Annotated in this window: 6 protein-coding genes; 1 reads left to right on the plus strand and 5 read right to left on the minus strand. The window is 53.4% G+C overall.

Going from position 1 to position 8054, the window contains the following annotated elements; translation table 11 throughout:
• Window positions 1-199: hypothetical protein (locus tag RUMCAL_RS16340; RefSeq protein ID WP_021683532.1), on the plus strand; the 199-nt coding region annotated here is incomplete at its 5' end.
• 8 nt (window positions 200-207) lie between these two features.
• Here the strand turns inward: RUMCAL_RS16340 and RUMCAL_RS13415 are convergent.
• The 5 genes from RUMCAL_RS13415 to RUMCAL_RS13440 form a co-directional block, all read right to left on the minus strand.
• The gene (locus RUMCAL_RS13415; RefSeq protein WP_021683533.1) at window positions 208-1710 is read right to left on the minus strand and encodes a sodium-dependent transporter; all 1503 of its coding nucleotides are present in this window, start codon (window positions 1708-1710) and stop codon (window positions 208-210) included.
• A gap of 1219 nt (window positions 1711-2929) precedes the next feature.
• Window positions 2930-3697, minus strand: a complete 768-nt coding sequence (locus tag RUMCAL_RS13425; protein WP_021683536.1) for an RNA polymerase sigma factor — start codon at window positions 3695-3697, stop codon at window positions 2930-2932.
• A 268-nt stretch (window positions 3698-3965) separates the two neighbouring features.
• Complete coding sequence (locus RUMCAL_RS13430) at window positions 3966-5468, minus strand: sensor histidine kinase (protein WP_242823523.1); 1503 nt, start codon at window positions 5466-5468, stop codon at window positions 3966-3968.
• Window positions 5428-6138, minus strand: coding sequence for a response regulator transcription factor (locus RUMCAL_RS13435; protein WP_021683539.1), 711 nt, complete (start codon window positions 6136-6138; stop codon window positions 5428-5430). Before RUMCAL_RS13435 ends, RUMCAL_RS13430 begins: the two co-directional genes overlap by 41 nt.
• An 80-nt stretch (window positions 6139-6218) precedes the next feature.
• Window positions 6219-7823, minus strand: a complete 1605-nt coding sequence (locus RUMCAL_RS13440) for a CTP synthase (RefSeq protein ID WP_021683540.1) — start codon at window positions 7821-7823, stop codon at window positions 6219-6221.
• Window positions 7824-8054: the final 231 nt, after the last annotated feature.

Below are 8054 nucleotides of genomic sequence, written 5' to 3' on the forward strand. Positions count from 1 at the left end.
ACGGAAAATCTGCACGCAGATTGCGTACAAAGCCATCAGGCGGGCTTTGTGCTGTATTGCCTTAAGGAAATACCGCACTGACAAAGCCGGCAGGCTGGCTTTATGCGGTGTCGCCTTTACACGCGATCACTATACCAAAACAAAAACCGTTTCGCTTCCGGAACTCTCCGACGGCGAAACGGTTTTTTTGTTTTCTTAAGGAAACACTTATTCCGATTTTGCGGCGGTGTCTGCCGGCTTTTTGCCCACAGAGAAGCACACCCAGAAAATCACTGCCAACAGCAGCACGGCGAACGCCATCCAGCCGAGAAGCACGCCCGTACCCTTTCCGGCGAACATGTCATAATAGCCCTTGAGGTAGATCAGGCAAATCAAGGTCGGCACCACGTATGCCATATACCCCCGCAGCCATGCCGGCAGCTTCGTGCCTGTACCCTCGTTGACTTCTGCCAGAAACTTTTCCCAGCCCCAGCCGTTTTTCCGGACGCAGAACAGCACATAGATCAGCGAACCCAGCGGCAGGATATTATAGGAAACCAAAAAGTCCTCCAGATCCATCACGCTGGAGCCGTCCCCGAAGGGCTGGAAGCCGGACAGCAGATTGAAGCCCAGAATTGCCGGCAGGGACAGCACGAAGATCAGCACCAGATTCACCAGCAGCGATTTCTTTCGTGTCCAGCTGCCCAGTTCCACGGTCATGGTGATGATGTTTTCAAACACGGCAATGACGGTGGAGAGAGCGGCAAAGGACATGAACACGAAGAAGCAGCAGCCCCAGATGCGGCCGCCCACCATGTGTTGGAACACGTTCGGCAGGGTGATGAACAGCAGGGACGGACCGGCATCCGGCTGTACGCCATAGGCAAAGCACGCCGGAATGATGATCAGACCAGCCATAACGGCAACGAAGGTGTCCAGAATTACCACGTTGATCGCTTCGCCGGCGATACGCCGACCTTTTTTCAGATAGCTGCCGAAGATCTCCATTGCACCGATGCCCACGCTCAGGGTGAAGAACGCGTGCGTCATGGCGGCGAATGCCACAGAACCGTAGCCGTTTTCTTTCAGGCGGGAGAAGCTGGGGACGAGGAAATATTTCAGACCCTCGCCTGCTCCTTTCAGCCGGAGTGAGTTCACCACCAGTACCAGCATCAGCACAATGAGCAGCATCATCATGACTTTGGTGATCTTTTCAATGCCGTTTTGCAGTCCCAGAGCACAGATGCCGATACAGAGAACAATGACAATACCGGCAAACAGGATCATCAGTGCCGGACTGTCCAGCATGCGGGAGAAAAAGCCGGACGTTTCTTCGGCGGAAACGGCGGTGATCTTTCCCGAACCGTACAGGAACGCGTAGTAGAGCATCCAGCCGGCAACCATGGTATAGAACATCATCAGCAGATAATTTCCGGCAATGCCGGCGTATTTGGTGATGTGCCAGCGGCTGCCCGGCTGTTCCAGAATGTTCAGTGCCTGTGAAATGCTGCGGCGGCTGCCCCGTCCAATGGCAAATTCGCAGATGACAATGGGCAGTCCCAGCAGAAGCAGACACAGCAGGTAGATGAGCAGAAATGCTCCGCCGCCGTTTTCGCCGCAGATGTACGGGAATTTCCAGACGTTGCCCAGTCCCACGGCACAGCCGGCAGATACCAGAATAAAGCCCAGCCGCGAGTGGAATGTCGCTCGTTTTTTGGATGATGTACTCATATCAGTTCTCCTTTGTCATTCCGCAGTTGCAGAAAATGTGATTGTTATATTATACAACAAGATTGCGTTTTTGTCAATTGCGACGAAAGTGGTAGGTGTTTTGGCAGGTGGGGTGGTGCGGACACGGCGTTCCATGTTCCCCCATTTTACGAAAAAACGCACCCCACAAACGTGAGATGCGTTTTCCGGCAGAGAACATCTGCCGAGTTACTTCTTCCACATCAGCGTGCCGTCCTCTGCGTAGACCTCCTGCACCTGATCGGGATCGACCGGTTCCAGAAAACTCATGTACAAAGTCACACGTCCCTCGGCATACGCCTGATCGACATAGACATAGGGCACATGTCCGACGCGGTAGAACAGATTATCCAGATCTTTCCGTTCCTTTTCCACCTGTCTGGTCAAGCCGTCCGGTGTCCGGACATAACCGGTACAAGAGCCATTCAGAATATCGTGTTCATTCACTGTCACATAGCCAAACACCCGTGGCATGGGGTCTGTAGGTTTCCATGTAAAGGAAACACCCCACGGAGAAAGTTCCATGGTCATCGGCGTATCTTTTCCCGTTTCAGAGTCCGTAAATGTAAAACTGTCTGTCACGGTCTTTGTCATGGGATAGTCCAGATCGAATTCCATGCTGATACCGCCCTCGGTCAGAATGTCCGACTTTAACAGGTATACCCGCTCATCATCGTTCTGCCACTTTTCACCGCTGAGATTCCCGTGTTGTATTGCACTCATTTGGTCTAACAGCTCGAAATTTTCTGAAACTTTCTGCCAGTCCTCCGCGGACAAGGGCTTTTTGGTATTGATATCCGCCATAGAATAGCCCAGCCAGTTCCGAATATCCCACATATCATACGTTTCGCCCCAATCCCATGTCAGATAGGCATCAGGTGCATTGGAGCCGGTCAGAAATTTCTCGATCTCCATAGAAACTTTCGGGTGGCTCTTAAAATCGATCTGATCGAGTTCGTTATGGATCGTCACATACCAATGCCCGCTGTCAGAAGCATCATAAATATAGTCTATCTTGCTGGAGCCACCGGTGGCAACATCGCTTTCTATCCAAGGAAATTCCCCGAAAAACCGCGGTGTTTCCGGCAGCTGAAAACCGTTGACACCGGAAAATTCCAGAACGAAGTTGACGGTATGCTCATCTCCAAATACGCCCAGCACCTGACAGTCGATGTCCTCGCATGTGTCCGTCATTTTCACTTCAGGAACGGCATACAGTTCTTCCAGCGTGGACGGATACGAAACGTCTTTTCCAAACACCAGCTGCATCAGCTGGGAAAAGCCGCCGGTTGCCGCTGCCGCGGTGATCGCACTGCCGCTGACCAGCACTGCCGCCGCGATCAGCACCGCCGGAATCCGTCCCATTTTCCAGTGCGGAGCGTGACTTCGTGCCGGCACGCCGGCTGCGGTACATTCTGGTTTTCACGGTGGATTCTTTCATGTGCATTTCGCCGGCAATTTCCCGCACGGACTGGCGGTAGAAATAGAACCGCAGCAGCAGTTCCCGATCCTGTTCCGGCAGCTGTGCCAGCATTTCCTGTACAATGCCCGCCAGTTCCGCCTGCTCTGCCTGTGCCGAAACATCGGTATCATCGGAGATCACTACGTCATCAATGGGCATGGTTTCGGGGCGGTTTTTCCGCAGCCAGTTGTACCCCTTGGAACGGGCAATGCTGGCGAGATAGCCGGTGAGGTGTTCCGTCCGCATCTCGGGAGCGTGGTGCCACAGGGCAAGGAACACGTCTGCGGTGAGTTCCTCCAAATCCTCCTGTGTTGTCTGTCCGCGGGTGACATTCCGCAGGATTGTTCCCACATAGGCGGTATAGCGTTTCATCACCCGTTCCAGCCCGCGGCGGTTCTGTTGTTTCAGCTGTTCCAGCAGCCGTGCATCTTTTCCGGTGTCCTCCGGAGCCGCCGCCGACAGAAGCAGTTCTGCCGGACAGCTTTCCCATGTTGTTGCATGCAGCATCGTGCCGCCTCCTTTCCGGAGAGCATATGCTTAGGGAAACACTCTTGCAGTGTTTCCTTAGATATGCTCTGTGTGGTTTCATATAGATAGACACCGGTCTGTCGGAATTGGTTTCACTTTCGGGGAAATTTTTTGCGGTGCCGCTTTCGTGAAAACCCATGAGAAAACGGTAAGGGCATAGAAGAAAATTACAGCAAGAAACATACATTTCAATTTTTCATACCCCAAACAAAAAGCGGACAGCACTTACACTGTCCGCTTCTTCTTTTTACAGCTGTCGAATCTCCGCATCCGGGATTTCCTCGTCCTCCGGTTTTTCCGGCGGCACGATGTCCCGTATCTCGAACCAGAACGTAGAGCCCTCGCCCAGCTTACTGTTGACACCATAATTATAGTTATGCATCTTCAGGATTTCTTTCACGATAGACAAGCCCAGTCCGGTGCCTACCACTTCCCGCTTATGGTTCTCGGAACGGTAGTACTTATCGAAGATCAGCTTGATCTTGTCCTCCTCGATGCCGTCGCCGGTGTCCCGCACTTCAATTCGCACGCACTGGGGCAGATTCCGCTGCGTGACAAACACCTGTTTGTCCTCCTTGGAGGTGTAATTGATCGCGTTATTGATCAGGTTTCCGATCACGCGGTCGATCTTGCTCTCGTCGCAGCGTACCATGCAGGGCTCGTCCAGCGTCAGATGGATCTGATAGCCCATACGCTCCGACACGCCCTCATAGCGGTGCACGATCTCCGCCATGCACTGGGCGATGTCAAACGTGCTGTAATCCAGCTTCTGTGCTCCGCTTTCCAGCTTGGACAAGTCCAGCATATCGTTGACGATCTGCGTCAGCCGGTCGGTTTCCTCGATGATGATGTTCAGGTGCTGTTCCCGCTTCACCGGATTGTTCCCCGACAGGTCACGAATCATTTCCGCATAGGCTTTCATCATGGTCAGGGGCGTTCGCAGGTCGTGGGAAACGTTGGCGATCAGATCCCGCTGCATCTGGTCTGTCTTGGAAAGCTCATGTGCCGCATAGGTCAGCGTTTCCGCCAGATCGTCCACTTCGGCATAGCCGCCGCCCTCGAACTTCACCGCATAATCCCCGTGTGCCAGCCGCTTGGCGGACTGGGTAATACGGGTAATGGGGGTGGCAATGTGGTTCGCCGCATAGAACGAGATCAGGAACCCGAAGAACACCAGCATAATGGTGATCATCATGGTCTGCCGCTTCAGAATGGACACGGTGGATTCCACCGGCACCAGCGGTGAATTCAGCAGCAGATAGCCCAGCACGCTGCCGTCGTCCTTGCTGTACATGGTACAGCCGTAGACCAGCATTTCATTTTGCAGTGTCGGGTTGGACACCCGCCGGCAGATCGTGCCGGTGCTGCTGTTCTGGAGGTCGATGAGATAGAACAGCGTTCCGCTTTCTTTGCCGTGCAGCAGACACTTGCCGTTATACACACAGTTATAGTACACTTCCCTGCCGTTGGAATTGAGCAGTTCAATGCACATTTCATTTTGCAGCGAGATCTCCTGTGCATCGTCAGAAAAGTCCTCACTGCCATAGTCCGACACCAGCTGCTGTGCCAGTTTTGCCGTGTCGCGGATCTTCATAGACTCATAGAACCATTCCAGAAAGATGATCTGAAACAGCCACATCAGCAGAAATACCACGCACACAAACAGCATAAAAAACAGCCAGATCTTTACGCCGATGCGGAGATTGCGTTCACCGAGATGATGCCGGTGATGCGTCATTTTCCGGATCAAATTTATATCCCATTCCTCTCAAGGTCACAATATCTGAACGATACGGTCCAAGATTGCCGCGAAGCATCTTGATATGCGTATCCACAGTACGGTCGTCCCCGAAGAAATCGTATCCCCAGACTTCTTCCAGCAGCTTATCTCTGGAAAGAGCCAGTCCCTTATTTTTCACCAGATAGAACAGCAGGTCGTATTCCTTTGGCGTCATGGACGCACGCACGCCGTCCACATACACCTCCCGTCCGGCAAGGTCGATCTCCAGCCCGCCGAATTTCAGCCGCTGCTGGGTATCGCCGCCGCCCTGCTTTGCCGCATGGCTCCGTGCCAGAACTGCACGCACCCGTGCCATGAGTTCTCTGGGCGAAAAGGGCTTTACCACATAGTCGTCGATGCCGGTTTCAAAACCGAACAGCTTGTCGTATTCCTCGCCGCGGGCGGACAGCATGATAATGGGAACATCTTTCTGCTTCCGGATCTCCTTGCAGGCGGAATAGCCGTCCAGACGGGGCATCATCACGTCCATGATAATGATGTCATAATCATTTTCCCGACAGAGTGCCACCGCCTCCATGCCGTCCCGTGCTTCGGTCACTTCGAACTCCTCGAACTCCGCGTACTCCCGCACTACGGCACGAATTTTTTCTTCATCGTCTACGATCAACATTTTGCTCATGGGTTCCACCTCCCTAGAAAGGTATGATATGTTTCACGATCGTTCCTGGCTGCTGCGTAAGGCAATATCGCAAAGCACTCTTACTGATTCCGCTTTTTCAGTGCCGCACCGATAAAGGAAGCGAACAGCTTCTGGGGCTTGTTCGGGCGGGACTTGAATTCCGGATGGAACTGTACGCCGATAAACCACGGGTGATCCGGCAGGGAAACGATCTCTACCAGACGTTCGTCCGGAGAAAGTCCGGCGATCTGCAAGCCCTTTTCGGTCAGCTGCTTGCGGAAGTTATTGTTGAATTCAAACCGGTGGCGGTGACGCTCATAGATCAGGTCTTCGCCGTAGATCTGGTGTACCAGACTGCCCGCTGTCAGCTTGCACGGATACAGCCCCAGACGCATGGTGCCGCCCATGTTGGTAATGTCTTTCTGGTCTTCCATGATGTGAATGACACTGTGTGCACCGTCCGGCTCAAACTCGGAGGAGTTTGCGTCCGGAAAACCAGCCACATTGCGTGCAAATTCCACCACTGCCATTTGCATGCCCAGACAGATGCCGAACATGGGCACCTTGTTCAGACGGGCATAGCGAATGGCTTCGATCATGCCTTCGATACCGCGGTCGCCGAAGCCGCCGGGAACGATAATGCCATCGCAGTCCTTCAGCATTTCCGGAGCCGTTTCCCGTGTGATCTTCTCGGAGTCGATCCACTGGATCTTCACTCTGGCATCATTGACAATACCGCCGTGGTGCAGAGCCTCTGCCACAGACAGATATGCGTCCTGCAATGCCACGTACTTGCCCACCAGACCAATGGTCACGTCCTTGTCGGCACGCTTCTGCCGTTCGGTCATGGCAGTCCATTCGGTGAGGTCGGGCTCCCGATTCTCCAGACCAAGATGGTGGCAGACGCTGTCTGTCAGACCTTCGTTCTCCAGCATCATGGGCACTTCGTACAGGGACGGTGCCGTCATGTTCTGGATAATGTCTTCTTCCCGTACATTACAGAACATGCTGATCTTCCGCTTCATATCCTCCGGAATCTCCAGCTCTGTCCGGCAGACTACCACGTGGGGCTGAATGCCGATAGACAGCAGTTCCTTGACGGAGTGCTGTGTGGGCTTGGATTTCAGTTCATTGGAGCCGGCAATATACGGCACCAGTGTCACGTGAATGTACATGGCGTTGCCTCTGCCCACTTCGGTGACGAACTGACGAATCGCTTCCAGAAACGGTGTGCTCTCGATGTCGCCTACGGTACCGCCGATCTCTGTGATGACAACATCTGCGTTGGATTCCTTGCCGACACGATAGATGCGGTCCTTGATCTCGTTGGTGATGTGCGGGATCACCTGCACAGTGCCGCCCAGATAGTCGCCGCGGCGTTCCTTGTTCAGAACGGTCCAGTACACTTTACCGGTGGTAACATTGTTGTTGATCGACAGGCTCTCGTCGATGAAACGCTCGTAGTGACCGAGATCCAGATCGGTTTCTGCACCGTCGTCCGTTACGAATACTTCACCGTGCTGGTACGGGCTCATGGTACCCGGATCCACGTTGATATACGGGTCAAATTTCTGGATCGTGACCTTATAGCCGCGGGCTTTCAGCAGACGACCCAGCGAAGCCGCGGTGATTCCCTTACCCAGTCCGGACACAACGCCGCCGGTGACAAATACATATTTTGGCATATTTAATAATCCTCCCGTTTGTTCGGGCAGTCCTGTACAAAGACTGTGTGCAAAGCCGTCAGGCGGGCTTTGTGCGGTGCTGCCCTTAGGTTCTTTTTCAGAGCCTGCATCATGCAAACATATTGATTCATCTTATTATACCGTATTCCGCCAAAAAAAGCAAGCCCTTATTTTGAGGAAACACTGAATAAAGCTCACCTGACGGCTTTGCACGCAATCTGCGTGCAGATT

Source organism: Ruminococcus callidus ATCC 27760 (assembly GCF_000468015.1).
Lineage (GTDB): Bacteria > Bacillota > Clostridia > Oscillospirales > Ruminococcaceae > Ruminococcus_C > Ruminococcus_C callidus.